Source organism: Streptomyces sp. LUP47B (assembly GCF_001746295.1).
Taxonomy (GTDB): Bacteria; Actinomycetota; Actinomycetes; order Streptomycetales; family Streptomycetaceae; genus Streptomyces.
Genome location: NZ_MJAH01000017.1, coordinates 131,910 through 158,757, shown reverse-complemented (window position 1 = coordinate 158,757; position 26,848 = coordinate 131,910). Strand labels below are relative to the sequence as shown.

General features: G+C 70.3%; 24 protein-coding genes. 6 read left to right on the top strand and 18 right to left on the bottom strand.

Annotated elements, in window-relative coordinates; translation table 11 throughout:
- Position 1: 1 nt before the first annotated feature.
- Positions 2–928 carry a mycothiol synthase gene (mshD, locus tag BFN33_RS39530; RefSeq protein ID WP_069765037.1) on the bottom strand — a complete coding sequence of 309 codons (927 nt, stop codon included), beginning with the start codon at positions 926–928 and terminating at the stop codon, positions 2–4.
- Positions 929–1,102: 174 nt separating this feature from the next.
- Between mshD and BFN33_RS39525 the strand changes: the two genes are divergently transcribed.
- From BFN33_RS39525 to BFN33_RS39515, 3 genes are all read left to right on the top strand, one after another.
- Positions 1,103–2,917, top strand: a complete 1,815-nt coding sequence (locus BFN33_RS39525) for a bifunctional UDP-sugar hydrolase/5'-nucleotidase (RefSeq protein WP_069765036.1) — start codon at positions 1,103–1,105, stop codon at positions 2,915–2,917.
- A 69-nt stretch (positions 2,918–2,986) separates the two neighbouring features.
- Positions 2,987–4,123: a DUF2993 domain-containing protein gene (locus BFN33_RS39520; protein WP_069765035.1), complete on the top strand. Its 1,137-nt coding sequence runs from the start codon at positions 2,987–2,989 to the stop codon at positions 4,121–4,123.
- Positions 4,124–4,539: 416 nt separating this feature from the next.
- Positions 4,540–6,324, top strand: a complete 1,785-nt coding sequence (locus BFN33_RS39515) for an ABC transporter ATP-binding protein (RefSeq protein ID WP_069765034.1) — start codon at positions 4,540–4,542, stop codon at positions 6,322–6,324.
- A gap of 132 nt (positions 6,325–6,456) precedes the next feature.
- On the opposite strand, the gene BFN33_RS39510 is transcribed toward BFN33_RS39515, so the two are convergent.
- The 9 genes from BFN33_RS39510 to BFN33_RS39470 all read right to left on the bottom strand — a co-directional run bounded on the left by BFN33_RS39510 (position 6,457) and on the right by BFN33_RS39470 (position 17,197).
- The gene (locus BFN33_RS39510; RefSeq protein WP_069765033.1) at positions 6,457–8,220 is read right to left on the bottom strand and encodes an immunity 49 family protein; all 1,764 of its coding nucleotides are present in this window, start codon (positions 8,218–8,220) and stop codon (positions 6,457–6,459) included.
- A gap of 89 nt (positions 8,221–8,309) precedes the next feature.
- Entirely contained in the window at positions 8,310–10,352 is a 2,043-nt protein-coding gene (locus BFN33_RS39505; protein WP_069765032.1) for a pectinesterase family protein, read from the bottom strand.
- An 80-nt stretch (positions 10,353–10,432) separates the two neighbouring features.
- Entirely contained in the window at positions 10,433–11,290 is an 858-nt protein-coding gene (locus tag BFN33_RS39500) for a hypothetical protein (RefSeq protein WP_069765031.1), read from the bottom strand.
- A gap of 133 nt (positions 11,291–11,423) precedes the next feature.
- Positions 11,424–12,896 carry a HAMP domain-containing sensor histidine kinase gene (locus BFN33_RS39495; RefSeq protein ID WP_069765030.1) on the bottom strand — a complete coding sequence of 491 codons (1,473 nt, stop codon included), beginning with the start codon at positions 12,894–12,896 and terminating at the stop codon, positions 11,424–11,426.
- Entirely contained in the window at positions 12,893–13,630 is a 738-nt protein-coding gene (locus BFN33_RS39490; protein WP_062051921.1) for a response regulator transcription factor, read from the bottom strand. The genes BFN33_RS39495 and BFN33_RS39490 overlap by 4 nt, the downstream gene beginning before the upstream one ends.
- A 98-nt stretch (positions 13,631–13,728) precedes the next feature.
- Positions 13,729–13,911, bottom strand: coding sequence for a hypothetical protein (locus tag BFN33_RS39485; RefSeq protein ID WP_069765029.1), 183 nt, complete (start codon positions 13,909–13,911; stop codon positions 13,729–13,731).
- Between the two features lie 26 nt (positions 13,912–13,937).
- On the bottom strand, positions 13,938–15,125 hold the full coding sequence (locus BFN33_RS39480; RefSeq protein WP_069765028.1) for a S1C family serine protease: 1,188 nt from the start codon (positions 15,123–15,125) through the stop codon (positions 13,938–13,940).
- Between the two features lie 131 nt (positions 15,126–15,256).
- Entirely contained in the window at positions 15,257–16,279 is a 1,023-nt protein-coding gene (locus tag BFN33_RS39475; RefSeq protein ID WP_069765027.1) for a LacI family DNA-binding transcriptional regulator, read from the bottom strand.
- 117 nt (positions 16,280–16,396) lie between these two features.
- Positions 16,397–17,197 (bottom strand): response regulator transcription factor, encoded by an 801-nt coding sequence (locus tag BFN33_RS39470; RefSeq protein WP_069765026.1) that lies wholly within the window; start codon positions 17,195–17,197, stop codon positions 16,397–16,399.
- Positions 17,198–17,315: 118 nt separating this feature from the next.
- On the opposite strand from BFN33_RS39470, the gene BFN33_RS39465 reads away from it, so the two are divergent.
- Complete coding sequence (locus BFN33_RS39465) at positions 17,316–18,224, top strand: alpha/beta hydrolase (protein ID WP_079141260.1); 909 nt, start codon at positions 17,316–17,318, stop codon at positions 18,222–18,224.
- Here BFN33_RS39465 and BFN33_RS39460 read toward each other — a convergent pair.
- The gene (locus BFN33_RS39460; RefSeq protein ID WP_069765025.1) at positions 18,208–20,217 is read right to left on the bottom strand and encodes a zinc ribbon domain-containing protein; all 2,010 of its coding nucleotides are present in this window, start codon (positions 20,215–20,217) and stop codon (positions 18,208–18,210) included. The genes BFN33_RS39465 and BFN33_RS39460 overlap by 17 nt on opposite strands.
- 210 nt (positions 20,218–20,427) lie before the next feature.
- Between BFN33_RS39460 and BFN33_RS39455 the strand changes: the two genes are divergently transcribed.
- Both BFN33_RS39455 and BFN33_RS39450 read left to right on the top strand, forming a co-directional pair.
- Positions 20,428–20,682 carry a MoaD/ThiS family protein gene (locus BFN33_RS39455; RefSeq protein ID WP_069765024.1) on the top strand — a complete coding sequence of 85 codons (255 nt, stop codon included), beginning with the start codon at positions 20,428–20,430 and terminating at the stop codon, positions 20,680–20,682.
- Between the two features lie 2 nt (positions 20,683–20,684).
- Positions 20,685–22,121 carry a hypothetical protein gene (locus BFN33_RS39450; protein ID WP_069765023.1) on the top strand — a complete coding sequence of 479 codons (1,437 nt, stop codon included), beginning with the start codon at positions 20,685–20,687 and terminating at the stop codon, positions 22,119–22,121.
- A 57-nt stretch (positions 22,122–22,178) separates the two neighbouring features.
- Here the strand turns inward: BFN33_RS39450 and BFN33_RS39445 are convergent, their stop codons facing one another.
- From BFN33_RS39445 to BFN33_RS39415, 7 genes are all read right to left on the bottom strand, one after another.
- On the bottom strand, positions 22,179–22,949 hold the full coding sequence (locus tag BFN33_RS39445; RefSeq protein ID WP_069765022.1) for an IS5/IS1182 family transposase: 771 nt from the start codon (positions 22,947–22,949) through the stop codon (positions 22,179–22,181).
- A gap of 215 nt (positions 22,950–23,164) precedes the next feature.
- Positions 23,165–23,578, bottom strand: coding sequence for a VOC family protein (locus BFN33_RS39440; protein ID WP_069765021.1), 414 nt, complete (start codon positions 23,576–23,578; stop codon positions 23,165–23,167).
- A 10-nt stretch (positions 23,579–23,588) separates the two neighbouring features.
- On the bottom strand, positions 23,589–23,849 hold the full coding sequence (locus BFN33_RS39435) for a DUF3099 domain-containing protein (RefSeq protein WP_069765020.1): 261 nt from the start codon (positions 23,847–23,849) through the stop codon (positions 23,589–23,591).
- A gap of 74 nt (positions 23,850–23,923) precedes the next feature.
- A complete protein-coding gene (locus BFN33_RS39430) occupies positions 23,924–24,211 on the bottom strand; it encodes a DUF1416 domain-containing protein (RefSeq protein ID WP_020122955.1) in 288 nt (95 codons plus the stop codon).
- A gap of 58 nt (positions 24,212–24,269) precedes the next feature.
- Positions 24,270–25,109 (bottom strand): sulfurtransferase, encoded by an 840-nt coding sequence (locus BFN33_RS39425; RefSeq protein ID WP_069765019.1) that lies wholly within the window; start codon positions 25,107–25,109, stop codon positions 24,270–24,272.
- Positions 25,110–25,514: 405 nt separating this feature from the next.
- Complete coding sequence (locus BFN33_RS39420) at positions 25,515–26,243, bottom strand: DUF2993 domain-containing protein (protein WP_069765018.1); 729 nt, start codon at positions 26,241–26,243, stop codon at positions 25,515–25,517.
- Positions 26,244–26,381: 138 nt separating this feature from the next.
- A complete protein-coding gene (locus BFN33_RS39415; RefSeq protein WP_069765017.1) occupies positions 26,382–26,744 on the bottom strand; it encodes a DsrE family protein in 363 nt (120 codons plus the stop codon).
- Between the last annotated feature and the right edge of the window lie 104 nt (positions 26,745–26,848).

The window sequence follows — 26,848 nt, the reverse complement described above, 5'->3', positions numbered from 1 at the left end:
CTCACGTCTCCGTGCGGTACATCAGGTCGGTCTCGTACGTCGTGAAGCCGAGCCGTTCGTAGACCGACACCGCCGCCTTGTTGTCGGCGTCGACGTACAGCATCGCCGTCGGCAGGCCCTGGGCGGCGAGGTGGCGCAGGCCGATCGTGGTGAGGGCCTTGCCGAGGCCGCCGCCCTGGGTGCCGGGGCGGACGCCGAGGACGTAGACCTCGCCGAGCCGTTCGGCCGCGTGCACCTTGGTCCAGTGGAAGCCGACCAGTTCGCCGTCGCGGAAGGCCAGGAAGAAGCCCTCGGGGTCGAACCAGGACTGGGCCTTGCGGTCGTCGAGGTCGCGCTGGGTCAGGGAGCCCTGTTCGGGGTGGTGGGCGAAGGCGGCCGCGTTCACCGCGAGCCAGGCGGCGTCGTCCTCGCCGGGGACGAAGGCACGGACCGTCACGTCCGCCGGGAGCACCGGGTCGGGCAGTTCCAGGCCGGTCAGGGGGCGCCGCATCTGTCGTAGCTCACGGAAGAGGGTGAGGCCCAGGACCTGGGCGAGGTGGCGGGCGGCGCTGTGGCCGCCGTGCGCCCACACCCGCAGCCGCTTGCCGGAGGCGGCGAGCAGGGCCGAGCCCAGGGCGCGGCCGTGGCCGTGGCCGCGGTGGGCCGGGTGGACGACCAGCTCCGCGGCCGGGGCCTCCACCGGATCGGTGTCCTCCAGCTGGGCGTAGCCGACCAGTTCGTCACCGACCTGCAGCAGCAGATGGGACACGCCCTCGCGGGCACCGCCCCGCAGCTGCAACCTGCCCTGTTCGGACACCGCCTGCTGGCCGTCGTCGTGCGCGGCCTCGGCGAGGAGCTCGAGGACCGCCTCGGTCTGTTCCGGCGAGAGCGCCGAAAGAGTCTCGATGGAACGGGAGATGCCGGGGCGTGCGATGTCGTCGCTGGTCATGGCTACGAGGGTAAGGGGAGGTCCGGGCAAAGCGGCGGCAAAGAAGCAACCAGGATGTAACCGCGAAACCACTGTCGCGCTACGCGCGTTGACCCTAGGCTGCGCCCGGACGGGGGCACTTCCTCATCCGGAATCACCGGAACCACCGGATTCAGCAGAAGCTCAGGGGGGCGTATGCCAGCCATATCCCAGTCGCACCAGTCGGACGCCGTTCGGCGCAGACGTCGTACGTACCGTCTGGTCGCCGCGGCCGCCGGTCTCGCCACCGTCGGCGCCCTCGCCGCCGCGCTGCCCGCGGGTGCGCACGACAACAAGCACGGCAAGCCGCTGCCGAGCCGCTACCAGGACGTCCAGCTGCTGTCCTTCAACGACCTGCACGGCAACCTGGAGCCGCCGTCCGGCTCCTCCGGCCGGGTCACCGAGTTGCAGGCCGACGGGACCACGAAGACGATCGACGCCGGTGGTGTCGAGTACCTCGCCACCCATCTGCGGGAGGCGCGCAAGGGGAACGCGTACTCCGTCACCGCCGCCGGTGGTGACATGGTCGGCGCGTCTCCGCTGATCTCGGGTCTCTTCCACGACGAGCCCACCATCGAGGCGCTGAACAAGCTCGACCTGGACGTCACGTCCGTCGGCAACCACGAGTTCGACGAGGGTGCCAAGGAACTGGCCCGTCTGCAGAACGGCGGTTGTCACCCCACCGCCGGCTGCTACACCGACAAGGAGTTCGAGGGCGCCGACTTCCCCTACCTCGCGGCCAACGTCCTGGACGAGAAGACCGGCAAGCCGATCCTCAAGCCGTACTGGGTGTGGAAGAAGAAGGACGTCAAGATCGGCTTCATCGGCGTCACCCTGGAGGACACCCCGGGTGTCGTCTCCGCCGAGGGCGTCAAGGGCCTGAAGTTCAAGGACGAGGTCGAGACGATCAACAAGTACGCCAAGGTGCTGCAGAAGCAGGGCGTCAAGTCGATCGTGGCCCTCATCCACGAGGGCGGGCAGCCGGCCTCGGGCTCGTACAACTACAACTGTGACTCCCCGGGCGCCGGCGACGGCATCTCCGGCCCGATCGTCGACATCGCCAAGAACATCTCGCCCTCGGTGGACGCCCTGGTCACCGGCCACACGCACGCCGCGTACGTGTGCACGATCCCCGACCCGTCGGGCAAGCCCCGCATGGTCACCTCGGCCGCCTCCTTCGGCCGGCTCTACACGGACACGACGCTGACGTACGACCGGTTCACCGGCGACATCGCCCGTACGGCCGTGAAGTCGGCGAACCACGTGGTCACCCGGACCGTCGCCAAGGCGCCCGACATGACCCAGCTGATCAGCAAGTGGAACACCCTCGCGGCGCCCGTCGGCGACCGCGCGGTCGGCTACATCTCCGCCGACGTCCCGAACACCGGCACCGAGTCGCCGATGGGTGACCTGATCGCCGACGCGCAACTCGCGTACGGCAAGGAACTCGACCCCGAAACCGACCTCGCGCTGATGAACCCGGGCGGGGTCCGGGCGGGCCTGACCTACGCGGCCAAGGGGGCCGAGGGCGACGGAGTGGTGACGTACGCCGAGGGCTTCACCGTGCAGCCCTTCTCCAACACCGTGAACCTCCAGGACTTCACCGGGACGCAGCTGATCAAGGTGCTCCAGGAGCAGGTGAGCGGGTCGAACGCGGCCTCGCCGAAGATCCTGCAGCCGTCGGCGAACCTCACCTACACGCTGGACCTGACGAAGACCGGCGTGGACCGGATCGTCGTCGGCTCGGTGAAGCTGAACGGCACGGCCGTCGACCCGGCGGCCACCTACCGCGTCGCCACCAACAGCTTCCTCGCGGGCGGCGGCGACGGCTTCACCACGCTGGGCCAGGGCACGGGCGACCTCGTCGGCGGCGACGACCTCGCCGCTCTCGTGGAGTACCTGACGGCCAACTCGTCGGCGAGCAGCCCGATCGCGCCGCCGACCGCGAACCGGATCACGGTCGTCCAGTAGATCGTGAGCTGAGTCGCACGGGCCGGAGCGGGTTGCGGGTGGGGGGTGTTCGCATGATCGGATGGATCGATGCCTTCCCCCCACCCCATACCCACGCATCCCCGCCCGTATGACGTCCCGCACGAAGAACCCCCGGCCCCGCCGACCACCCACCGCCGTACCGGGCGGAGGCGTCGGCGGGGCCGTTTCACGGGCCTGCCGTTCGCGCTGAAGACGGTCGCCTCGCTGCTGGTGCTTGCCGCGTTCCTCACGCTCGCGGACCGCTGGGCGGTCCTGTACGCCGAGCACCGGGCCGCGGACACCCTCAAGGACCGGCTGCGGCTGACCGCGGCGCCCGAGGTGGAGATCGACGGATTCCCCTTCCTGCCGCAACTCGTGGGCAGGCGCCTGGACTCCGTCAAGGTGACCGTCCCGGACGTGGCGGCCGACCGGGTCACGCTGGCCGCGGTGTCGGCGACGGCCCATGACATACGGCTCGACGGCGACGGGCCGACCTCCGTGCGCGGGGCGCGAGTTCCCCGGCTGGACGGTGACGTCCTGCTCTCCTTCGCCGACATGAACCGCGAACTCGGCGCGTCCCAGGTGACGTTCACGGGAGCGGGCCGGGACCGGGTCGCCGTGCGCGGCACTCTTCCGGTCGCCGGACACGATCTGCGGCTGCGGGCCGACGTGCGGGTGGCGCGCGACGGGGAGCGGGGCGTCGACACCCGGATCGGCGGGATGCGCCTGGACATCGGGGAGCTGGCGACCTACCGGCCGGGCACGCGCGCCTCGCAGGGCCTGCATCTGACCCGTGCGTCCGCGGCGGCCGTCGCCCGGGAGACACGTAGGGCGAGGGCCCTGCTGGCGGTCCCGTCCGTCGTGCGCGCGCTGGGCGTGCCCGATGCCACCGTGCGGGAGGCGCAGCGCTCCGACGCCGCGCTGTCCCGGCTGACCGGGCGCCCGGAGTTCGTACGGCAGGCCATGCGTCTGAACCTCCTCGACCTGGCCCTGGCCCACCCCGAGCTCCTGGACCGTCTGGGCCTGGACCCGGCGCTGCTCGACGCCCTCTCCCGGCTCACCCGCCCGGTCCTCGCCGACCGCCTCTCCCTCGGCTTCCGCCTGCCCGAGCCGCCGAGCGGGGAACTGCGCCTGCGGGACGTGCGCGTGGCGAAGGACGGCATCAGGGTGCGCGTCGAGGGTTCCGCACTGGCGGTCGGTCCGTAGATGTCCGCCCTTAAATTCTGTGTCAGCCTTTCGATTCTCAGGGAATGCACAACCAATCTTATTGAGGTCTAAGGCGGAATGGCTTTTTCGGCCGCAGGAATGCCGTAGTGTTTTCCATGTCGAAAGCGAACGACATAAACGAATTCGCCAAGTAAATCAAATTCATTCATAGGCAGAGAAGGATGCAGACATGAGCTTCCACAAGATCGCCCCCGTCAAGAAGGCCGCCAAGCCCGTTCCGGCCCCGAAGAAGAAGACCCCGAAGAAGCACGCGCCGAAGCGCCGCCCCATCGCCCACAAGGGCTGACGGAGCAGGCCGCGAGGCGGGGCCACCGGTCGGCGAGCGAGTCTCGCGCCGGGGGCCCCGCCTCGGCCGTCTCCGCCACCGCGACCGCCGCACACGAAAGGGAGTCGTCATGAGGGAAGTCCGCGAGGCCTTCCGCCGTTTCTGGCCGCTGACCCGCGGCGACCGCAGATGGCTGGCGGCGATCGTCGCGTGCGTGGTGGTCTCCGCGCTCGCCGAGACCGCCGCGATCCTGCTGTTCGCGGAACTCACCGACACCGCCCTGAAGGCCGGTTCGCTCGCCGCCTTCTGGGGCCCGGCCGGCGCCTGGCTCGGGGTTGCCGCGCTCGGCGCGCTCGTCGGCTACTTCGGCAATTCGCTCGCGACCTGGACCGCGGAGAGATTCGTGCTGCGCCTGCGCGCGAAGGTCTTCCGGCACATCCAGGACCTGCCCCCGCACTTCTTCCAGAAGCACCGCCAGGGCGATCTGGTCGAACGCCTCACTGGTGACGTCGAGGCCATCGAGCAGATGGTCGTGTCCGGCGTCGTCGGCACCGTCGCCGCCGCCTTCTCGGCCGTCTTCTACTCGGCCGCCGCCCTGTACCTGCGCTGGGACCTCGCCCTTGCCACCTTCGTCCTCGCGCCCCTGTTCCTGATCGCCGCCCGCCGCTTCTCCGGCCGCATCAAGGAGGCCTCGCAGGACGAGCGGGTCGCGGACGGCGCGATCACCTCCGTGGTGGAGGAGTCACTCGGCAATGTGGTCCTCACGCAGGCCTACAACCGCCGCCGCGACGAGGAGAGACGCCTCGACCGCGAGGCCCGCGCCTGGATGAAAGCCTCCGTGCGCGGGGCCCGGCTGAGTGAGATGTACGAGCAGTTCGTCGAGGTCGTCGAGACGCTGTGTGTGCTGGCCGTGATCGGTCTGGGCGTCTGGGAGATCTCGGCCGGCCGGATGACCCTGGGCCAGCTCCTCGCCTTCGCCGCCTTCATCGGCTACCTGTACCCGCCAATCCGCAACCTCGGCCAACTGGGTCTGACCCTCACGGCCGCCACCGCCGGCGCCCAGCGCCTGAACGAGATCCTGGACGCGCAACCGTCGGTCGGCGACCCGGCCGAACCCGTCCCGGTCTGGCCGGTCCGCGGCTGGGTCGGCTTCCACGGCGTCCACTTCCGCTACCCCACCGCCCGCCGCGACTCCCTCACCGACGTGTCCTTCTCGGCCGCGCCCGGCGAACTGGTGATCATCACGGGCCCGAGCGGCGCCGGCAAGTCCACCCTGTCCAAGCTCCTCACCCGCTTCTACGACCCCTCCGCGGGCGTGATCACCCTGGACGGCGTCCCGCTCACCCACATGGGCCTGGAGTTCCTGCGGGAGCAGGTCGCCCTGCTCCCGCAGGAGACCCTGATCCTCAACGGAACGATCCGCGAGAACATCGGGACGGGCCGGCCGGGCGCGAGCGACGAGGAGGTCGAGCAGGCGGCCCGGTCGGCGGCGGCCCACGACTTCATCTCCTCGCTCCCCGAGGGCTACGACACCCGGATCGCCCCCGGTACGGCGGCACTGTCCGGCGGCCAGCTCAAGCGGATCACCATCGCCCGCGCGATGCTCCGGGCCGCGCCCGTCCTGATCCTCGACGAACCCACCGCCGGCCTCGACTCGGTCGCCGCGCGCCAGGTCGTGCACCCCCTGCGCCGGCTGATGTCCGGCCGTACGACCATCATGATCACCCATGATCTGAGCCTGGCCCCGGACGCGGACCGGATCCTGGTGGTGGACGGCGGACGCCTGGTGGAAGCGGGCACGCACGCCGAACTGGTGGCCCGGCGAGGCGCCTACGCCCGTCTGCTGGGCCCGCTCCCCGAGGACACGATGGTCCTGCGGAAACTGCCGTACGCCACGATGCCCCTGCGCCGCTGACCGCACCCCGGTATCCATCGGCCCTGCCAGGACCCCGTGATCACCCCACCGATCACGAAGCCCCCCGCGGGGCCTTCGCCCGTGGGTCACGACGACCGGTGGGCCCGGCCCTCGACGGCGTCCCGCAGGCCGTCAGAACGGCTCCGCCGCCCCCACTATCCGGGCCGGCAGATACGGCGACCGCACCCTGATCTCCCAGCCCCGCCGCCGGGCGTGGCAGACGAGGGCCAGGATGTCGAGGCTGAGGGCGGCGTCGGGGTCGGTGGGGCGGTCGGCGACGGCGTAGTGGTCGCGGTGGGCCGTGAGAGCGTCCAGGAGGGCCAGGTTGAAGCTCTCCTCGTCGCCCTCGACGAGCTGGGAGAACAGCACCGCGGGCGGCGGCAGGACACCCTGGTCACGGGCCTTCCCGGCGTCCCGCAGCGCCAGGTCCGTGGCGGACTCGGGGTCCTCGCCGCGCAGATAGGCGTGCAGGGCCCGCCGGTAGGAGGCCGGCACCGAACGGTCGGGGCCGACGCGCTCCGGCCCCGCCAGGACCAGCGGCGCCAGATGCTCGCGCCGGCCCGTGATCAGCGCGAGGTGCACCGCCCGGTGCCAGGCCCCCGGCCCGGCGTCCTCGTCCCGGCAGGCGGGGAAGGTCACGGTCCTGCCGTCGATCGTCACCGGCACGTCGGTACCGGGCTCCGCCAGTGTCGTACGGAACAACGCGGCCCCCAGCTCCGCGGCCAGCCGCAGGTTCTCCAGCTGGGCGTCGCTCGCGTCGGGCGTGTGCGAGGCGCGTGTCCGGAAGAGGAGCTCCTGGTAGGTGACGGCGTAGGCCAGCTCGAAAGTGGTGAGCGACTTGCCGGGCATCGGGGTGATGGCGTCCCGGGTGTACCGCTCGAACTGCTCCTCACTGTCCGGGTCCAGCGGACGCGGCTCCAGAAGCCGCCCGAACTCCACCACCCCCGCGGCGAGTTCGGCCACCGCGTCCGGGCGGCGGTCCCGGCCGTAGGGCCCCACCCGCGGCGGCGTGGCCTTGAAGCCGGTGACCAGCGCGTCCGGCAGATAGTCGCTGTCGGCGGCCGGCGGCCAGCCCTCCTCGCGGTACGCCAGTGCCGTCAGGGCGATCGGGAGGAGGGGGAGAAGGCTGCCCGGACGCGCTCCGGGACCGGGGGTGCGGGTCAGCGGCTTCAGCAGTCGTACGACCGCCTCGTCGAACCCCTCCCGGTCACCCGCGGTCAGCGCGCGCAGCGCCCGCAGCCCGATGGCGTACGGCTGGTCGGCGAGGTGCTCGCCGGTCTCCGTCTCCCGTGCCCGGATCCGGTCGAGCGCCGCGTCGAGCGCGGTGAGCTTCTGCTTGCGGGAGGGCGGATAGGTGACGTCGTCGTCTCCGGTGTCGCCGATGACGCAGGCCATGAAGCCGTTGATCAGTTCGGCGTCGGGGTGGCCGGAGCGGCCCTGCTGGGGGGCCTCGCGCGCGAAGTGGAAGGCCTCGCTGTGCCATTGGGCCTTTTCGGCGAGGATCGCCAGGCAGAAGGCGTCCAGCCACTTGGCGGCCGTGACCGGTTCCGGAGTGCCGCCGGGCTCGCGGTCGTAGACCAGGCCCCAGTTCGGGTAGGTGAGGAAGACCTCGAAGTGGTCGCGGGGGAAGTACGCCGCGTACGCCACCGCGCCGGCGGCCGCCTCGGCGGCGTCCTCCAGGACCACCTTCGCCTCGGGGGTGTGCAGATCGGGGGTCTCCACGGAGAGCGCCCCGAGATACTCGACGAACTCCTTGGCGATCAGCCACCACTCCCACGCCGTCACCGGGCCGGCCTTGGACATGGAGTGGACCTGCGAACCGATCCTGTTCGCGAAGTCCTTCCGCACCGCCGAAACGGCCGCCTCGCCGACCCGATGCCTTTCGATACGTACCACTTTCCGCTCCCCCGTCCGACTTCCCGATCTACCGAACCACCCTAGATCGAGGGTCTGACACTGGACCGGAAAGCCGGTGAATCACCAGGTCAGGAGCTGCTCGGCGTCCAGTCGCCCAGCCAGTCGGCGACCTCCTGGCCGGTGGCCTGCGCGTCGGTCAGTTGCGGCCGGTCGCCGCTCGCCGCACCCGAGCCCGCGCCGGTGTTCTTGTACTCCGCGAACCGGTCGTCCTTCCAGGAGAAGCCGCTCATGTCGGTCCACGGCGTGGACTTGACCGCGGCGCTCAACGAGGTGTTGCGGACCGTGGTCTGCGGGTCGAGGCTCGCGTCACCGCCGGCGTGCCAGGGGCGGCCCAGGTAGAAGCTCGCGGAGGAGACGTCCCCGTTCACGGTCGAGTTGGCGACGAGGATGCCCTTGCGGCCGGCGGCGGTGCTGGGCGCGGTGACGTAACCGGCCGAGGTGCCGTTCCAGCGCTTCTTCAGCGTGATGACGGACTTGTCGATCACGGCGGTGGCGCGGCCGAAGATGAAGTCGACGTTGCCGACGACGTAGGAGTTGGTCATGTAGACCCGGCCCAGCTTCTCCTTGGCCGCGGTGTCCACGAGGAGCGTGTCCTGGTCGCCGCTGACGATGACCCCGTCGAGGAACACCTTGTCGGCGGCGGTGCGCAGGGCGACCGCCTGGTTTGCGATGTCCTGGTGACTGGCCTCGTCGAAGTCGTTGGAGATCGTCAGGTTGCGGGCCTGGAAGTCGTCGGCCTCGACGGCGACGGTGGCGCTGCCGCCGGTGCCGTAGGTGCCCGAGCCGTCGGGCTTGGGCGTGCCGGACGCGTTGTTGTAGACGATCACCGTGTCGCTACGGCTGCCGCCCGACCCCTGGATGGTGACGTGCGGCTTGTTGGACGGCACCTTGACCAGCTCACGGTAGGTCCCCGGCTTCACCGAGATCWCCACACGGGAGGGGTTGTTCGCCGGTACGGCGTTCACCGCGGCCTGCACGGTCGAGTACTGCCCGCTGCCGTCCTTGGCGACGGTGAGCGTCGTGGCCGCCGCCGCTTTGGTGGTGGTGGCCGTCGTACCGATGGAACCGCGCGGCCCCGCGCCGGACTTGAGCAGGGCGGGCACGTCGGCGGTCTTGTCGGGCGTGTAGGCGTAGTACGTCTTCGGATCGAAGGCGGTGCCCCCGCTCTCGTTCCGGCCGCTCGTCCCCACGAAGGTGTTGCCCTTCTGGACGATGCTCGCGGTGGCGTCCTTGATGACGGGGTTCTTGAAGCCCTGGAACCAGGAGTTCTCCAGAACCATCCTGGTCGCGCCGCGCGAGTAGTTGCCGTAGGAGGAGTTGATGTCCGTCCCGGCCACGTCCTCCAGGAAGTTGTTGTAGAGGTGCGCGTGGGCGGCGTTGTCCGTGGACGGGTTGCGCTGCTCGGTCTCGCGGATCCAGTTGTGGTGGATGGTGATGTCGGTGACGACGTTCTCCGTCCAGCCGATGCCGAACGCCTTGTTGTCCTGGCTGAGTTTGTTCCAGGAGACCGTCACATAGGTGCTGTCCTTGCGGACGTCGATGAGTCCGTCGGCCATGTGCCGCAGGTCGTTGTGGTCGATCCACACGTGGTGGGCGCCGTCCATCTGGATGGCGTCGAAGTCGTGTTCCTTGTCGTTCCACACGCCCTGGTAGGCGTCCCGGATGGTGAGGTTGCGGATGATCACGTTGTGCACGCCGGAACCGAGGAAGAAGCCACCGCCGACGATCTGCCCGGAGGTCCCGGACCCGACGATGGTCTTGTTGCTCTGGACCTTGATCTCTTTCCCGACCGGGTCCATGGTGATCGTCGCGGCGACGACGATGACGTACGGCTCGCTCGCCGTCGCGTACTTCTCCAGGTCGGCGAGCGTCTTCACGGTGACGATCTGACCGTCCCGGCCGCCGTACGTCCCGTTCTGGCCGAGCGCGTCGACGGAGGCGAAGCCGTCCGCGGTGGCGGTGGCCCAGGCGGGGGCGGCGGTCGTGGTGGCGGCGGAGGCCTGGGGCTGGGCGCCCGGGAGCAGACCGTAGGCCAGCCCTCCGGCGGTCGTCAGGATGAGCGGAACACCGAGGGCGAAGGCGGTTGTCCGGCGTCGGCGATGCAGGGCCATGGGGGGCATCCGTTCCGTGCGGGGGCAGGGACCGCAGAGCAGTCGCCGCCCCCGCACGGAAGGTTGCCGCGTGAACGCGCCTACTTGGCGCAGGACTTCGGGTCGAGGTTTTCCTGCCACTTGTCCTCACGGCCGTCGGGCTGGCCGTTGGGCAGGAGCTTGTCGGAGATGCCGTCGATGTAGTAGCCGTACGAGTAGATCGTCTTCCAACTCGCGTCCCGGCCGCGCCAGGTGTGCGTGGTGACGTCGCCGTCGCCCTTGTTCCACTGGTAGTCCTCGACGTAGAACACCGGGTTCACGCGGACCACCCGCTGGTACGGCGTCCAGGTGGTCGCCACCTGGGTGCACGGCGGTATGGACTTCTCGCTGCGCCGCTCGAAGGACGAGGTCTTCTCCCAGCCCCACTCGTAGCCGGCGCTGCCGCCCAGGGTGCCGGAGAAGATGCTCTTGGCCAGGGAGAGGCTGATGTTGGCGCCGACGCTCTTCTTGGCGAACGTCTTGGTGCTGTATCCGCTGACGAAGGTCACCTTGTCCTCGGTCGTGCCGTGGTTGCCGGTCCACTCGGAGGTGCGCACGGGCTCGCCCTTCACGGACCAGGTCGAGGCCTGCGCGTACCCGCACCAGCCGCGGAACAGCTCCCACGGCCCGGCGGGCACCCACAGCCCGACCACGTCCCGCAGGTACTCGTCCTGTGTCTTGAACTCGCCGGTGTCGACGTTGAGCGCGCCGTAGACGCCGGTCAGGCTGGTCTCCTGGCCGCACAGCCGGTCCAGCATGACGTCGGTGTTCCCGGGGTCCACGCCCCGGACGTTCTGGGCACCGCCGGGACCGGCGGCCTGAGCGGTCCCCGAGCCGGCCAGCAGCCCGGTGACGGCGAGGGCCGCGGACGCGGCGGCGAGGACGCTCTTCTTCAGAGTCGATGTACGGAACAGACGCATGGGGGGTTCTTCACTCCTGAGTGCTGAGGACAGATGCGTGGGGCACCTGTTCGACAACTCAGGAAGCTGGCAGAGAACCCGTGAGTAGGGTCGAGAACGCGTGAGGGTTGACAGGACATCGACAGCTTGGCGTTCACTGTACGGCGGCTGGCGTCTCCGGTGGCGGAATCGGCGCCCCCGGCAGTCGTACGGTCGCGATCGTGCCGCCGTCGCCGGCAGGGCCGAGGGTGACCTCGCCGCCGGCCTGCTGGACCGTGCGGGCCACGATGGAGAGGCCGAGACCGGAGCCGGGCAGGGCGCGGGCGTCCGGGGAGCGCCAGAAGCGGTCGAAGACATAGGGGAGTTCGTCGGCGGGGATGCCGGGGCCGTGGTCGCGGACGGTGAGGACTCCCTCCGTCAGCCGGACCTCGATCGTGCCGCCCTCGGGGCTGAACTTCACGGCGTTGTCGAGGATGTTGACCACGGCGCGTTCCAGCGCGGCGGGTTCGGCCCGGGTGTACCAGGGCTCCAGCGAGGCGTCGATGGTCAGCTCCGGGCCCCGCAGCCGTGCCCTGCGCAGGGCCGACTCGACGGTGTCCTCCAGCGAGACGACCTGTACCCGCTCACCGCGCTGGCCTTCCGAGCGCGACAGCTCCTGCAAGTCGCCTATCAGGGACGCCAGTTCGGTCATCTGCGCCTTCACGGACGCGAGCAGCGCCTTGCGGTCGGCCTCGGGGATCGGGCGGCCGGTCTCCTCGCTGCGGGTGAGGAGTTCGATGTTGGTGCGCAGGGAGGTGAGGGGAGTGCGCAGTTCGTGCCCCGCGTCGGCGATGAGCTGCTGCTGGAGCTCGCGGGAGCTGGCGAGCGAGCTCGTCATCGAGTTGAACGAGCGGGACAGACGGGCGACCTCGTCCTCGGCGTCCTCCTCGACGGGGATGCGGATGTTCAGGTCCTCGGTGCGTGCCACCCGCTCGACGGCCTCGGTGAGCTCGTCGACGGGACGGAGACCGGCCCGTGCCACGAAGAGGCCTGCGGCACCGGCGCCGAGGACTCCGATGCCGGAGACGAGGAGGAGGATGAGGGCGAGTTCGTTGAGGGTGGACTGCGTGGTCTTCAGAGGAACGGCGACGGTGAGTGCGGCCTCGCTGTACAGCTGGGGCCGTGAGCCCGGGCCCTGGCTGACGTACAAGGGTGTCGTCAGCACTCGTACGGGATTGCCGTCCGAGTCGGTGCCGTTGCGAAGGATCCCCCCCTTTCTTGTCGCGTCCTTGACCACGTTCTCGTCGGCACCGGTGGTCCTGACCCTGCCCAGCGAATTCGACGAGACGCAGGCCTTGCCGTCCGCCTGCACCAGCTGGAGGTAGACCTCGGCCCGGGTCCGGACATCGCCATAGGTCACCACCGGCGTCTGAGGGCACTCGGCGAGGGTGGCCACGACTGCCTGCACCTGCTGCGGCTGCGCAGCGTTCTGCAGATCCTCGTCGAGCTGGTCGTACAGCTTCCCCTGCACGATGAACCAGCAGGTCACCGACACCGCCGCCACCGCGAACGCCACCGCCGCCGCCACGAGCAGCGCCAGCCGTGACCGGATGGGCAGGGACCGATAACGCCGTACGACCCTCTTCACTCCGCGCCACCCTGCCGCAGCACATACCCCACGCCACGAACCGTGTGCACGAGCCGCGGCTCACCGCCCGCCTCCGTCTTGCGGCGCAGGTACATCACGTACACGTCCAGCGAGTTGGACGACGGCTCGAAGTCGAAGCCCCACACCGCCTTCAGGATCTGTTCCCTGGTCAGCACCTGGCGCGGGTGCGCCATGAACATCTCGAGCAGGGTGAACTCGGTACGGGTCAGCTCCACCGGCCGCCCCGCACGCGTGACCTCACGGGTCGCGAGATCCATCCGCAGGTCGGCGAAGGTGAGCGCCTCGTCGTCCTCGGCGGACCCCGCACCGGCCGCCGCGGCGTACGAACTGCGCCGCAGCAGCGCACGGACCCGGGCGAACAGCTCGTCCAGCTCGAACGGCTTGACCAGATAGTCGTCGGCGCCCGCGTCGAGCCCGGTGACCCGGTCCCCGACCGTGTCGCGGGCCGTGAGCATCAGGATGGGGGTCGTGTCGCCCGCGCCGCGGATGCGCCGGGCCGCGGTGAGCCCGTCCATGCGGGGCATCTGGATGTCGAGGACGACCAGGTCGGGCCGGTACGCGGTCGCCTTGTCCAACGCGTCCGCGCCGTCCACGGCGACCTCGGTGTCGTAGCCCTCGAAGGCGAGGCTGCGCTGGAGTGCTTCGCGCACCGCCGGCTCGTCGTCGACGATCAGGATGCGCTGGGGGTCACGGTCGCCTTCGGCGGGGCTCATGGCTGGGGATTCCTCGGGTGCGGTGGGACGGCAGGGGGCTGGGACAGTGAACGCTTTCAGCCTCGCATGGTTCCCGGCCGGCGCGTCATGGGCGGGGTTCAGCCGCGTGCGGGGCTGCGGCGGCGGCTGCGGGCGGCGCTCACCCCGCGGCGGGCCACCGCCACGGATGCCACCTCGGGCGCCCGCGTCACCGGCGGGTGCAACTCGTACGCCACGTCGAGGGCCAGGGCGAATGCGGCCGGCCCGGAGCCGGCCACCGGGTGCGAAACCTGCTGGATCATGACGTACTCCTCGCGGTCAGGTGATGTCAGTTGTCGGCGCCGCCGGCCCGCAGCGTGGCCAGGTCGGACTTGACGGTGTTGATCGGGATGGAGAAGCCGAGGCCCGCGCTACCGGCCGTCGAGGAGTCCGAACTGGCGGAGTACATCGCGGAGTTGATGCCGATGATGTTGCCGTTCATGTCGATGAGCGCGCCGCCGGAGTTGCCCGGGTTCAAGGACGCGTCCGTCTGGATCGCCTTGTACGTCGTCGTCGACGAACCGGTGTCGCCGTTGAACTGCCGGCCGCCGAACTCGAACGGCCACTGGCCGTTGCCGCCGCTCTGGCCCTGACCCTGGCCCTGGCTCTGGCCCTCCTCCGTCGCGACGGTCACGTCGCGGTTCAGGGCGGAGACGATGCCGCTGGTGACGGTGCCGGTGAGACCCTCGGGGGAGCCGATCGCCACGACCTGGTCGCCGACCTGGACGCCGGCGGAGTTGCCGAGGGTGGCCACGGTCAGACCGGAGGCGTTCTCCAGCTTGATGAGGGCGAGGTCCTTCTTGCTGTCGGTGCCGACGACCTTCGCGGTGTAGGTCTTGCCGTCGCTGGTGCTCACCTTGACAGAGGTGGCGCCGGAGACGACGTGGTTGTTGGTGATGATCTCACCGTCGCTGGTGATGATCACGCCGGAGCCGGTGGACTCACCGGCGTTCGAGGTGGCGTTGATCTCGACGATGCTCGGGCTGACCGCCTTCGCGACCCCGGAGACCGTGCCCTTGGCGGAGGACGGCACCACATTGGTGCTGGTGCTGCTGCTGGAGGCGACCGTGTCGTTGCCGGTCAGCTCCTGGATGCCATAGGCGGTGCCGCCTCCTATCGCCGCGGCGACGATCGCGACGGCGGCGAGGAGGGCGAGGGGGCCGCGGGTGCGCTTCCTCGGGGCGGGCGCCGCGGGCTCGGCCGGGGGCGCGCTGAGCAGAGCGGTCCCGCCGCCGTTGCCGTCACCGCCGTAGGAACCGGCGCCCTCGGAGGCGAAGGCGGCGGGCTGGTCCTGCCGGCCGCCCGGCCACACGGTCGTCGGCTCGACGACCGGCTGCTGAACCGGCGCCGCGGGCGGCTGGGTCGGCGGGGGCGGCCACTCGGGGTTCACGGGCGAGGAAGCGTGCTGCTGCTGGGCGCCCTGGTAGGGAGTGTCGTACTGCTCGTACTCGCCGTCGCGGCGGAAGCTCTCGGTCATGACACTGAGCTTGTCGCCCCACCATGAGAGCTCCCTGAGTGCTCCCTGAGAAGCCCGGCAGAACCTCGTATGCCCGATATAAAGCCGCCCCTGGCCTCCGGCGCCGCGTCCTCAGGCGCCGTTAAGGGAACTCACTCGCACCCGCAGGACCGCCGCACGACCAGCTTCGACGGGAACACCTTCAGCCGCTCCCGGCGGGAGCCCGCGACCCGGAGTCCGTCGTCCAGCACCAGATCCACCGCGGCCCGGGCCATCGCCGACCGGTCCGACCCCATCGTCGTCATCGGCGGATCCGCGAGCGCGGCTTCCTTGATGTCGTCGAACCCGATGACCCCCAGCTCGCCCGGCACGTCGATGCGCAGCTCGCGCGCGGCCCGCAGCAGACCGATCGCCTGGTCGTCGGTGGAGCAGAAGATCGCCGGGGGTCGATCGGGCCCCGAGAGCACCCCGAGCGCCACCTGATACGCGTCGTAGCGGTTGTACGGCGCCTCGAAGACCCGTCCCTCGGTGGGGAGCCCGGCCTCGTCCATGGCCTGTCGCCAGCCCTCGACGTGATCGGAGACCGGGTCGCCCACGGCGGGAGTGTCGGCGGTACCGCCCATACAGGCGACGTAGGGGTAGCCGTGCCCCAGCAGATGCTCGACGGCGGTCTTCGCGCCGGAGAGGTCGTCGAGGACGACGGCGACGTCGTCGATCGCCTCCGGCCGCTCGTGCAGCAGCACGACCCGGGCGTCCCACGCCTCGATCTCGGCGGCGGCGTTGTCGTTCAGCGCGTGGGAGACCAGGATCAGCCCGGACACCCGCATCCCGAGGAACGCCCGCAGATAGTGGGTCTCACGCTCGCCGATGTAGTCGGAGTTCCCGACGAGCACCATCTTCCCGCGCTCGGAAGCGGCCTGTTCGACCGCGTGCGCCATCTCCGCGAAGAACGGCTGGCGCGCGTCCGGCACGATCAGGCCTATGAGATCCGTACGCCGGGACGCCATCGCCTGGGCGACCCGGTCGGGCCGGTAGCCCAGTTCCTTGATCGCGGCGAGGACACGCTCGCGCGTGGCCGGGGCAACCGGCCGGGGTCCGTTGTTGATGACATAACTGACGACGGCAGTGGACGTCCCTGCCAGCCGCGCGACATCATCCCTGGTTACCTTGGCCACGCGCGGAGTCTACGCGGATGGACCCGCTCTGGGCAGGGCGTGAAGGAGGCACTGTGCCCCCGCAAAGGCCTACCGGGAAGTAGTCGGTGCGGGAGCCATGCCCAGGCGCAGAACCCGCTATGCCTCGGCCGGTACCTCGGAGGCGTCCAGGGCGGCGCTCTCGTCCGCATCCTCCGTGTTTGCCTGGCCGGGAGCACCGGTCACGGCGCCCTTGGCCTTGGCGTCGTCGCTCACGCCGACGCTGCCCTTCTCCGGAGTAACGAATCGATAACCGACGTTCCGGACGGTCCCGATCAGCGACTCGTGCTCGGGTCCGAGCTTCGCGCGCAGCCGTCGTACGTGGACATCGACCGTTCGGGTGCCGCCGAAGTAGTCGTAGCCCCAGACCTCCTGCAGCAGCTGCGCCCGCGTGAAGACGCGGCCGGGGTGCTGGGCGAGGTACTTGAGGAGCTCGAACTCCTTGAAGGTGAGGTCGAGGACCCGGCCCTTGAGCTTCGCGGAGTAGGTCGCCTCGTCGACCGACAGGTCGCCGTTGCGGATCTCCATCGGGGAGTCGTCGTTGACGATCTGCTGGCGGCCCATGGCCAGCCGCAGACGCGCCTCGACCTCCGCCGGTCCCGCGGTGTCGAGAAGGACGTCGTCGATGCCCCAGTCGGCGGTGACGGCGGCGAGGCCGCCCTCGGTCACGACGAGGATGAGCGGACAGCCGGGCCCGGTCGAGCGCAGGAGCTGGCACAGGCTGCGGACCTGCGGCAGATCACGGCGTCCGTCGATGAGGATGACGTCGGCGCCTGGGGTGTCGACGAGGGCGGGGCCTTCCGCCGGAGCCACACGCACGTTGTGCAGAAGCAGGCCGAGGGCAGGCAGCACCTCCGTCGATGGCTGGAGGGCATTGGTCAGGAGCAGCAGAGAACTCATATGTCTGGTTCCTCCTCGGTCCCGCGAGGTCATGGCCTTCGTATACAGGGGTATCCGAAAGCACAAAAGGACCCGGGGGCTGCGTTGCCCGAGTCCTCTTCCGACGAGAATAGCCCACATGAGCATTGATCCGGCAGGTCGTGTGGTGCGTTCCACGGGTAGTCCGCACTCTGAGACGCGCAGACATGTACCTATACGGACGTTTCTGCACACCGACGACGGTGTGACGATCGATTCCGTATACGATCCGCCCTCCCTCGTATACGACGCCTCCCGGCCACCTGCGCGTGACCTGGTGTTCGTGATCGCGCACGGCTTCACCGGCGATGTGGATCGTCCTCACGTTCGCCGGGTGGTGAACGTGTTCACGCGGTACGGCGCCGTGGTCACCTTCTCCTTCCGCGGCCACGGAGCCTCCGGCGGGCGCTCGACGGTCGGCGACCGCGAGGTGCTGGATCTGGCCGCCGCGGTGGCCTGGGCACGCGAACTCGGCCACGCGCGCGTGGTGACCGTCGGCTTCTCCATGGGCGGCTCGGTGGCCCTGCGGCACGCGGCGCTGTACCGGCCCGGCGGCGGTCCGGACGGGCCGGCACGTAAAGAACTCGCGGGGCTCACGGGGCGCGAGGGGCACCCGGACGCGTATCCGGACGCGGTGGTCTCGGTGAGTGCGCCCGCCCGCTGGTACTACCGCGGCACGGCCCCCATGCGAAGACTCCACTGGCTGGTGACCCGGCCCGAGGGCCGCCTGGTGAGCCGCTACGGATTCCGTACGAGGATCCATGACCGCGAGTGGGACCCCGTCCCGCTCTCCCCGGTCGAGGCCGTCCCGAAGATCGCCCCCACCCCGCTCCTGATCGTCCACGGCGACCGTGACGGCTACTTCCCCCTCGACCACCCGCGGATGCTGGCGCAGGCCGCCGGCGACCACGGCGAGCTGTGGATCGAGCCCATGGGTCACGCCGAGCACGCGGCCGACGACGAGCTGCTGGGCCGTATCGGGGACTGGGCTGTCACAGCGGGCGGCTAGCGTCTCTGGTCAGCATCGAAAAACCCCTGCCCGGCGGATCGTCGGGCACGGGATCTGCCCACTTCGGGGGAGTCGCATGGGCATGCAGGTGGAAGCCCGCGCCCAGTGCCGCTCCTCGTGGCCGATGGCTGAGGGCGGGGGTGCTGATCGCGTTCACGTCCTGGTTTCGGTGAGCCGCGCGCAGCGGCCGTATCCGATCCGTGTGAGCGTGTCCCTCCGGACGCCGACCCGCCGGACCCGTGAGGCCGGTGGGGGAGGGTGCCCTGCGTCGCCTGGGCGCGGGGCGTGTTGTCCTTCGGCGGGTGGGGCCGGTCTTGGAGCGGTCGTTCCGGTTGATCTGCCCGGTGGCCGTGGCCGGGGTGATGACGGCACGCACGTCGAGGCTGTCCACCACGCTGCGGATGGCCATGGTCCTTCTGGAACCGACCAGGACCGTCCTGGCCTGATGAGTGAGGCCACGCGCGGCGATGCGCCGCCAGGCGCCCTGGTCCCGGTCGCCCTGCCAACCACACTCGAAGTCGGGGCAGACCGCCCATTTCCACCCGGCCACCGTGGGCCGGTCGGGAGCCTTTCGATGCCGTAGGGGGGTGAGGCACTGGGGACAGCGCCGAGAGGTGCCGCGTGCCGGGACTGTGACGACGGCGATACCTGCCTCGGCGGCGAGGTGGCGCAAGCGGTCCACGATCTGTCCGCGCACCTGCTGGGAGAAGCGGGTGTTCATGGTGCGGCCCATGCCGGACGCTTCCATCGAGCGCAGATCCTCGATGTAGATCACGCTCGCTCCGGCAGCCACGGCCTGATCCACGGCCCAACGTGCGGCAGCCCAGGAGAGAGCGCTGTTGAGGTTCGAGCGACGGCTGGACACCTGCCCAATCTCATGGGAATGAGCCTCGAGTTTTGCCGCCAGAGGATGCGTCTCGTCTCCGCACGCCAGCTGTCGGTAGCGATCCGCCTTGGCGTGCAGATGTTCGGACAGGCGGCGCAACCGGTGCTGCTTGGCGAGGACGCCGGCGGCTCGGAACTGAGCTCCGGCTCCGGGGGCCGTGATGCGGCCGTCGTCGCACAGACGAGCCGCGCCCGCGCTGAGGAGAGTGTTGAGGCCCCAGTCCACGCCGAGGGCGATGGTGTGCCCGGAGCGGGCGGCCTTGGGGACCGCGTGAGTGTAGGCGAGATCCACTCGCACTCGGCCCTGGTGGATCCGCAGGGTGGGCAGGTGCAGTACGGCCGAGTCGGGGACGGTGGGCGGCAGAAGGACGGGGCAGGCCACCCAGACCCAGTCCCGGTGCGAGGACGGATCGGGGCGGGTAGGCAGTTGGAGGCGCAGTATTGCGTGTCCGGGCGAATCGGTGCGTTCGATGGTGGCCTGCTGCCCGTCACACGCGGACAGCAGCAGTGTGCGGGCCATTCGGGGTGGGGGCTCCAGTTCGAACACGTTGACCGGCATCCGGTGGTTCTTCCGGGCGAACGTGGTGATCTGCCGGGTGCGGGACTTGACCACATTGGACGGCAGGAGCTGGCCGTCGGCCACGGCCGCACGCATCGCGTCCCACTCTTGCGCGGTGCGCTTGCCCGGATCACCCGGCCAAGTCCTCAGGACAGCGGCGATCAGGTCGGCCCGCCACTTCGCCGAGCGAAGCGTGCGGCCGGACTGTTCCTGAGCCATGCGCACGATGCGGTCGTTGACGCGAACACCGTGCGGCGGCCCGGTGGTCCAGCCCAGACGACGCAGCGCCATCCACGCATTCGATGGGAGGGAACGGCCGCCGGCGTCCTGGCCCGATGCGAGTACGTCCACATCTACGTCGTTCCAATGCTCGGCGAGCAGCGCGGTGGCCATCCCCGACACCAGGTCGGCAGCCCAGCTCACTCGTTCTGTCAGTGCTGCCGGGGCCAGGACCTCCCCGCTCTTCTCAACCACTCCGGTGCGCAACAGGCCAGGGGCACAGGCGGTGCGCGGTGCCTGGGACTTGGCGAGCGGCAGTTTCCGGCCCACAGCCCCTCCCCGTTATTCGTCCGCGGTGCTGTCATCAGATCAACGACGCGAGGTCGCAGAGGTCACGGATTCGATCGACGCACGCATGCGCGACGCCTGTACTGCAGACTGCAGGGACCGCCGGGGCGGGGCGGCGGCTGGTGCATCGCTACCATTCCCGAGGGAAAGCGCGCGCCCGGCGTGCGTCAGCAACGCGGATTGAGGAAGCGGATGCCAAAGGTCACGGTGCGCTACTGGGCGGCCGCGAAGGCCGCGGCCGGGATCGCCGAGGAGCCCTTCGACGCGGGCACGCTCGCCGAGGCGCTGGACGCGGCGCGCGAGCGACACCCCGGTGAACTGGTGCGCGTCCTGCGGCGATGCTCGTTCCTCGTCGACGGTGACCCCGTGGGCACCCGCGGACATGAGACGGTACGGCTGGCCGACGGCGGCACGGTCGAGGTGCTCCCGCCGTTCGCAGGAGGGTGACGATGACGAACCAGCCGTACGAGGACTACGAGCAGTATCCGCAGCAGGGCTGGCCGGCCCAGCAGGGGTATGACGACGACGCCCAGGCAGCCCAGCAGCACACCCAGCAGTGGCAGGGCCAGACCTGGGACACCCAGGTGCACAGACCGGTCCGGTCCGCGCCGGAGACGGCGTATCGGCCGCAGCAGGACTACGAGGCCGAGCCTCAGGGCTACGGCCCCGGGCAGGGGGCTCCGGGGTCCGGCGCGTACGGCTCCGCAGCGGCTCCCGACCCGGCGTACGGGCCCCCACCGACTTCCGGCCCCCCGGCGTACGGCCCCGCGCCGACCTCTCCGGACCCCGCGGGTCGTGGCCATGCCGCGGCGGCTCCCGGTCCCGCCGGGTATGGCCCCGCGCCGACTTCTTCCGACCGTGCCGGTCATGGTCGTCATGCCGCGGCGGCTCCCGGTTCCGCGGCGTACGGTTCCACGCCGACCTCTCCGGACCCTGCGGGTCATGGCCATGCCGCGGCGGCTCCCGGTCCCGCCGTTCACGGGTCGGGCCCGATGGCCCCTGGTCCTGCCGGCCACGGAACCGCACCGACGGCTCCCGGCCACGCCGGTCACGCTCACGCCGCTGCCGCGCACGGGTCCGCGTCCGACCCCTCCGGCTACGGCCCCGCCACCGTCGCCGGCAATCCCCGCGTCACCGACGCCCAGCGGGCCCGTCTCGAAGGCCGCTCCCCGATCATCGAACCCGGCATCCAGCCCGCCGCCCTCACCGCACTGCTCGGCCTGCTGCTCTCCGGAACGGCGGCCGTCGGGTCGTACGCCCTCCTCGTGCCCCTCGTCGTCCTCCAGGCCGTCACCGCGGCCGGCTGGTTCCGGCTGAACGGCATGTGGCCCGCCCGGCAGGGCATCGCGCTGGCGTTCCTCGGGGCGCTGGTGGCGGACGCGGCACTCCTGACGGCCGGCCGGGAGAACGCGCCCGCCGCGATTCTCGGCACCCTCGGCGTCTGGGTCCTGCTCAGCCTGGTGATGCAGCTCCGCTCGCACGCCGACCCCGACGAGCGGATGTACGGCCTGATGGCGACCGTCGCCTCGGCGGCCCTGGCGATCGTGGCGACCGGCCACCTCGCGGCGGACCCCGACGCGGTGACCGTCGGCGCGGCCGCGGTGGCCGTCGCGGTCCTGGCCCGCGCGCTGCCCCTGCCCACCCCGGCCTCGGTGGTCGTCTCCGTGCTCGCCGCGGCGGGCGCGGGTATCGCGGTCGGTGGGATGACGGGGCTCGGCGCGAAGGGCGCGTTCCTCGGCGCGGGCGCCGCGGTGTGCGCGCTGATCGGCCACCGGGTCGCGAGCTACGACTACCCGTCCCGCTTCGTGCACTTCACGGCGGGCGTGGCCCTGCCGCTGGCCGCGGCGGCTCCGGCGGTGTACGTGCTGGGCCGGGCCATCGGCTAAAGCGTGTTGCAGAGGGTCGTGTTCGGGCAGGTCAAGCCGGGGCTTCTGCTGCTGTGATCATGCTGTCAAGGCGAGGTTGTGCATGTGGGCGACCGCCTGGACCGCATGGTGGAGACCGTCACCGCGCTGGCGGCAGTCACGCAGGATCTTGTAGTTCTTCATCCGGGCGAAGGCATGCTCGACGCGGGCACGGACCCGACGATGCTCGGCGTTGTCTTCCTCCTCACCCGCGAGGAGTGGCCGGCCGGGCCGTTTTCGGTGCGGGACGACCAGGCCTGTGTTGATGTAGGCGCCGTCGCCCAGCACCGTGACCCCGTCGCAGTGCCGGGCAAGACCGGAGTTCCGCCAGACCTGGGCATCGGCCCGGTTGCCCGGGGCCGGCCGGGCGGTGGCCACGACCAGCCTGGTGTCGGCATCGATGATGACCTGCACATTTGCCGAGAACCGGTAGTTGCGGCTCGAGGCACCGATCTTCCGGTCGCGGACCGGGACAAGCGTGCCGTCCACGATCCACAGCCGATCCGAAGTGTCGGCGGGCCGGGAAATCGGCTCAAGGGCGAGGAGGGGCCGCAGCCGCTGGATGACCCGGCACACCGTCGCCGGCGAGACGGCGAACAGCGGCGCGAGCTGTCGCATGGTCAGGTTGGTGCGGTAGTAGACCGCCACCAGCAGCACCCGATCTGCCAACGGCAGACACCACGGCCGCCCGCCGCCAGGACCGTTGCCGCCCCGCTCCCGCACCACCCGTAACAAGCCTTCGAACTGCCGCATCCGCAGGCCCGTGAACGTCTCGACCCACAACGGATCAGCCCTCAACACCCCAGCCATACAAGGGAAATGCCCTGATCACGGCCCTTTGGAACACGCTTTAGGGCCTGTTGCGAAAGTGGCCTCGTCGCCCGGAGGGCGGCCGCGCGGCGTTCGGTGCGTGCTCTCGGCGTGCCGCCCGGAGGCCCTCGTACTGGGCGTACTCGGGCTTTCGGGCGGTGCGGCGAGAGTGCGTGCCGGGCGTCGCGCGGCAGAGGCCACTTTCGCAACAGGCCCTAGGTCGCCGGAGGCGTCTCCGTCCACAGGCAGAAGGGGTGCCCGGACGGGTCGAACAGGACCCGGACGTCGTCCTGCGGCTGGTACTCGGCGAGCCGCGCCCCTTCCGCCACCGCTCGCGCGGTCTCGGCCGCCAAGGCGTCCGGGCCGCCGTCGACCTCGATGTCCAGGTGCAGCATCATCTGCTGCTCGCCCGGCTTGCGGGTGGGCCAGACGGGCGGGACGTATTCGGGTTCGGTCTGGAAGGCCAGGGACGTGCCCGCGGTGCCGGGCGGCGGCCCGGTGAGGACCCAGTCCGGTTCCTCGGCGCGCACCACGTACCCGAGGAGGCGCTGGTAGAAGGCGGCGAGTTCGTGGGCGTCATGCGCGTCGAGGACGACTGTGGACAGCGACAGTCTCGCGGAAGAAGACATGCGGGCCTTCCTACTGCCGCCGCTTCTTCCCGTCCAGCTCGTCCCACCACTCGTCGGACTTCGGGTCGCCGGAGGGGTCGTCCCACCAGCGGTCGTCGGGCCCGCGCCGGTTCGCGGCCACCGCGGCGAGCGGCGGGATCACCATCGCCACCACGCACATTCCCACGGCCACCGGTACCGACCAGAGCCGCACGACTCCCCATGCCAGGACGAACAGCCCGATGCACGTGCCCATCATGGCGAAATAGACATGCCGTCGTCGCGCCAACATACGTCCAGGGTAGGCCCGGAGAGGCCGGAGGGCCGTCCCCCTGGGGGACGGCCCTCCGGTGTCGGTCAGGTGCCTCAGACCGCGATCGCGACCTCGGCCAGCCCGCCCTGCTGGGCGACGACCGTGCGGTCGGCGGTGGCGCCGGGGACCAGGGCGCGGACGGTCCAGGTGCCCTCGGCCGCGTAGAAGCGGAACTGGCCCGTCGCGGAGGTCGGCACCTCCGCCGTGAACTCGCCGGTCGAGTCCAGGAGGCGGACGTAACCCACCACAGGCTCGCCGTCACGCGTCACCTGACCTTGGATCGTGGTCTCACCGGGCTTGATCGTCGAGGCGTCCGGGCCGCCGGCCTTCGCTCCACACATGTCTTTCTCCAAAGAGGGGTCTGACCGGAAGGAAGGCCGGTCGGGTTGGACGGGTGTCTTACTTGTTGGCGCCGAGCTCGATCGGAACGCCGACCAGGGAGCCGTACTCGGTCCAGGAGCCGTCGTAGTTCTTGACGTTCTCGACACCCAGCAGCTCGTGCAGCACGAACCAGGTCAGGGCCGAGCGCTCACCGATGCGGCAGTACGCGATGGTGTCCTTGGCGAGGTCGACCTGCTCCTCGGCGTAGAGCTCCTTGAGCTCCTCGTCCGACTTGAAGGTGCCGTCGTCGTTGGCGTTCTTCGACCACGGGATGTTGCGCGCGGACGGGACGTGGCCCGGACGCTGCGACTGCTCCTGCGGCAGGTGGGCCGGGGCGAGGAGCTTGCCGGAGAACTCGTCGGGGGAACGGACGTCGACCAGGTTCTGCGAACCGATGGCCGCCACCACGTCGTCGCGGAAGGCGCGGATGGACTTGTTCTGCGGCTTGGCCGTGTAGGTCGTCTCGGTCCGCTCCGGGACCTCCTCGACCAGCTCGCGGGCGTCCAGCTCCCACTTCTTGCGGCCGCCGTCGAGAAGCTTGACGTTGTCGTGGCCGTACAGCTTGAAGTACCAGTAGGCGTAGGACGCGAACCAGTTGTTGTTGCCGCCGTAGAGGATCACCAGGGTGTCGTTGGCGATGCCCTTCGCCGACAGGAGCTTCTCGAAGCCCTCCTGGTCGACGAAGTCGCGGCGGACCGGGTCCTGCAGGTCCTTGGTCCAGTCGATGCGGATCGCGTTGCGGATGTGGTTCTTCTCGTAGGCGGACGTGTCCTCGTCCACCTCCACGATCGCGATGTTCGGGTTGTCGAGGTTGGCCTCGACCCAGTCTGCATCGACCAGGACGTCGCTGCGGCTCATGCTCTTTCTCCTCCGGGGCAGTTGCGGCGGGGCGTGCGGAAGGGTGTGCGGGACGCACGGATGCCCTGGGACGCCAGGGCAAGGGGATGCGGAGGTCGATGCCGTCCGCTCAGAAGGGGCGACAGAGCATGGCGGCGACGCGGCACAGGTCTACTGCCCGCCGCTTCGTGAGATCCGCCTGTCGCTTCATAAGGCTCGATCGTAGGGACGGACATACCGGCATGTCACCGGTGTGTCGCATGCTGAGATGCGATCGTCCGGAATGTGGGACCAGAAAGCCGCCCGGGCCGTGGTCCCACGGTTCCCGGGCGGATGCGGTCGTCATCACATCTACGGTACGGACATCACCGTCTCGCCTGTCGGACGCGCGGCGTCCGGCTTGTCGTGTCCGGCCCGACGCTCGTCCTACCCGGCGAGCTTGACGTCCGAACCCTTCACCGCGATCTCCACACCGTCCGCACCCGCTTCGACCCTGTCGAGCTTGATACCGCCCGGCAGGCCCTCGATCTTCTGGTCGAAGTCGGCGATCGAACGGACGTCGGAGTCGGCGAGGGTGACGTTGCCGAAGCTCGGGATCGAGTCGGCGTGCACCCGCACAGTGTTCCCGTCCACGACGCTGACGGTGCTGAGCACGGAGACGGGCTGCTCCAGGGCGCTGACCTTGATGTCGACCTTGATCTTGCCGTTGCCGCCGTCGGAGAGGCCGACGACCTTGGCGGTGATGCCCAGCGGGAGCTGGGTCTCCTGCGACTTGGCCGCCTTCAGCAGCTGGTCGTAGGCGATCGTCGCCGTGCCGGCGGCCGTGGAGGCGGTGGCGGAGCTGTAGTCGCCGGAGAACGCGACGCCCTTCATGGCGGCGTTCAGGTCGTCGATGCGGACCGTGCCGCCGCTGGTCCCGGTGTCCGCGTCGTAGTCCTTCATCCCGACCTCGACGTCGTCGAGCTCACCGCCGGCCACCTGGGTCAGGAACGGGAACCCCTTGATGTCCACGCTCGGTGTCGTGGTCAGCCCCTCCTGCGTCTTCAGCCGGTCCGCCACCTCGCCCTCCGCGAAGTGGACCGCCAGACGATCGGCGGCGACGAACAGCCCGCCGAGAATCACGACGATGATCAGAAGTATTCGCAGGGCGCGCATGCGGTGGGTCCCCCCGGGGTGGCGGTCTTGTCGACGGACGGGTGGCCGTCGAGCGTGAGACTAACCCCGCCGGGTAAGGCGCCCGGCACATTGTCGATCACCTGTGACAGGGCGCCCGCGGTCCGGCTCGGTGTCCGCTCAGTAGACGAGCGCCTGCGTCCCGTCCGCGAGCGCCTCCTGGACGAACACCTGCGCCCCCGCGATGCGTACGCCCTCGATGACGTCCTTCTCCGAGATGTCCCGGCGGGCCGCGCACTGCGTGCACAGGGTGAGCCGCCCGCCCGCGAGGATCGAGTCCAGCAGGTCGGGCAGCGGGGCCGCGTGCGGCAGCTCGAACTCGGCGGCCCGCCCCGGCAGCGCGAACCACGCCGACTCCCCGGTCAGCCACAGCGAGACGTCCACCCCACTGGCCACGGCCACCGCCGCCACGGTGAACGCCTGCGAACAGCGCTCGGGGGCATCGGCCCCGGCGGTCACCTTGATCACGAGCTTCTTCGCCATGTCCAAATCGTAACCAGGGCGGCTGCAACTCCGGCCGCTGACCATGAGTCACCTGTGCGCGTGCATATGGCATGCGCGCTTCAGGGTCGGTAGGTGAGGGATGT